2 protein-coding genes are annotated in these 2,599 nt (G+C 42.3%); both read right to left on the bottom strand.

What is annotated here, in order from left to right:
* Positions 1 to 12: 12 nt before the first annotated feature.
* Positions 13 to 1,452, bottom strand: coding sequence for an AAA family ATPase (locus tag F557_RS0112690; protein ID WP_019002599.1), 1,440 nt, complete (start codon positions 1,450 to 1,452; stop codon positions 13 to 15).
* Positions 1,453 to 1,735: 283 nt separating this feature from the next.
* Positions 1,736 to 2,599, bottom strand: an 864-nt coding sequence (locus F557_RS0112685) for a site-specific integrase (RefSeq protein WP_019002598.1), incomplete at its 5' end; no start/stop codon positions are given.

The raw sequence follows: 2,599 nt of genomic DNA, 5'->3' as shown, positions 1-2,599 counted from the left end.
ATTAAAAATACATTAGGTGGATTGAGTCCTGTTCAGTACAGACTTAGCAGGGAACAATCTGAGTAATATATGTCCAGTTTTTTGTCCGCATCCCCCTCCCACGGAATCAGAAAACACTTTGCTCGGTTTTAATCGCAGGTCTGCAGTGCACTGCGCAAAGAGCTTTGACATGAAAAGATTCGGAATCTTAAGAGCCAGCCTGCCTATTCGTGAGAGTACTTTATCAATGGTGAGATAGCCGAGGTAGTAGAGCATTGACAGAAGCTGAATACGATCATACTTGGTTGTTTTATTAAGGTTGATATTTTCCGCCAGATCCTTAATGAAAAATCTGCTGTCACTCAAATAGGTATTGATAATCGCATCTGCAAGTCCGGGTTCGGCAATTTCAAACATTTGCTTCAATTTGTAACCATCATGGTCTGATGCGGGATCCAGATAATCTTCCGGTGGGAGAAACTCACCTGCCAGACGCATTTCGTCAAGATAGTACAGACACATGGATGAATTGAACACCGTGTGTTCTGCCTGATGACTGAAACAATAGCCATCATACACTGGTTTCATTCTGGCAATGATTTCCTCAACACTTACTCCAATCTGTTCGATGTCAACGAGCTTTGGTATCAATTCTGTTAGTTCTTCTCCTGTGAAGCCTGCATAATCGTTAAAACAGGCGCGAGATGTAACATTTCGGACAATATTAAAACCGGAAGTAAGAGAATCAAGGGATACGGATGACACTCCGGTAATAAAGGTTCTGGCGATACAATTTGCATTTGCTGCAGCTGCCTTAATGGCGGCATAAAATGCTTTCAGGAATCCGTTATCACCGGTGATGGTACGAAACAGTTCAATATCCTGTGAAAGGATCTGATTGGCAAAATTATCGTATTCGTCAATCATTACATAGAGTCTGCCATAATTATTGTTCTCAGATGCGTTAAGACTTAAAACTGCTTTTGCGTAATCGGAATAAGCTGATGCAAAGTTATTAAACAGTGTGACGGAGTCTGACTTATCAAGCTCCTTATAATCAAAAGTAAAATCAGGATATCTTCTTTTGAAGTCATCTATGCCGTTTGCAACAGCAGAAAAAAAGCTGTTCAGCATGGCGGTATTGCTTTGGGTGTTAACCATGGAAAAGTCAAAATTGATAACATGGTAGGTGTTATGACTAGAAAGGCTTGCTGTATAGATACTCTTCCCGTTAAAGATTTCCTCATATCTGTCTTTGTATGAAATGTCGTAGAAGCATTTCAGCATCTGAAGAAAGGTACTTTTACCGAATCTTCTCGGACGCAACAGAACCGGATAGCGAGGAGTGTTCTTTCTTTCCAGTTCTTTAATAACAGCGCTTTTATCTGCAAAGGCAAATCCAAGTTCACGGAATGATTCGTATGCAACCTCACCATACGGAGTACTTAACAGTTCAACCTTATCTTCGCTCATAATGAATCCTTAATCACCTCTTCCCTGAAATCTCTGCCAACTAACAAAATCTATACAGTTCTAATTTATTACCGATTTGTACCGAAAATCAGAAAATGCTTAACACCTTACTGTCAAATATTAAAGGCATTTGCCCTAAATATCAACATCGAAGACCGTTTTGTGGAATGTAATCCACCGTTGCAGAGAGGTGGTTGTATAAGATTTGGATGAAGATGATTCGGGAAAGGGAAAGCCCATGCCGTAATGGTCATGAGCTTGAAAAGATTAGTGGGAGAGTGCCTTAGATGTACTTGAACTGACTCTCCATACTGCGCATGGTGTCGCGCTCAATGTTATTGATTTCCTTTCTGGCGTCCTCCAGCTCTTTAAGTCTGATAATCTCATCCTTGGCATCATCAAGACCGAGGTGAGTGTAGACGTCCATGGTTACTGAGATTTCAGAATGTCCCATCAGGTACTGCAGAGTTTTAGGATTCATTCTTGCTCGGGCCTGATTGCTGCAATAAGTGTGGCGGCATACATGAGGTGTTATTGACGGCATCTGAATTTTGTAGATGTCGTTATACCGCTTAACTGCATGCAGGAACCTGAGCTCCCAGTGCAGAGCCACCTCAGGCATTCCGTCCTTGTCTCTGATAAGGAATCCGGCATAACCTTTAACGATAACCTCCGGCAGATCTGTCGGTCTGTTCTCCACCAGGGACCTGAACATCTGATACACTTCCTCCGTCATTGGCAGCTTGCGGGTACCGGCACTGGTCTTGGTGGGGCAGATGTCGTATTTACCGGATCTGAATCTCTGCACCTGATGATTGATATCGATTATTCGGTTTTCCAGATCTATGTCCTTTAGTGTCAGACCGCAGAATTCCGATATTCGCATTCCGGTATGAAACAGAATGTAAATAGCCTCATAGTACTTGCAGTAAATGTTGTCGTCATGAATAAATTTAAGAAACTTGTTCATCTGCTCTCTGGTGATGGCAAGTCTTGTTTTTTCAGTGTTGTAAATCACTCCGACCAGCTCAAATCCGAAAGGATTCTTCATAAGCAAATCATCATCCACCGCCATCTGAAAAGCAGGTCTTAACACACCGCGGACTGTTTTAATCGTGCTTGAACCGCGACCGTCTGACTGCAGCTT

Source organism: Succinimonas amylolytica DSM 2873, assembly GCF_000378405.1.
GTDB lineage: Bacteria > Pseudomonadota > Gammaproteobacteria > Enterobacterales > Succinivibrionaceae > Succinimonas > Succinimonas amylolytica.
Note: the sequence above shows the minus strand (reverse complement) of the source record. Positions and strands in the feature narration are given on the sequence as shown.

Coding starts and splice junctions, on each gene's coding strand:
- F557_RS0112690 (WP_019002599.1), bottom strand. CDS start 1,452: ATGAGCGAAGATAAGGTTGAACTGTTAAGTACTCCGTATGGTGAGGTT.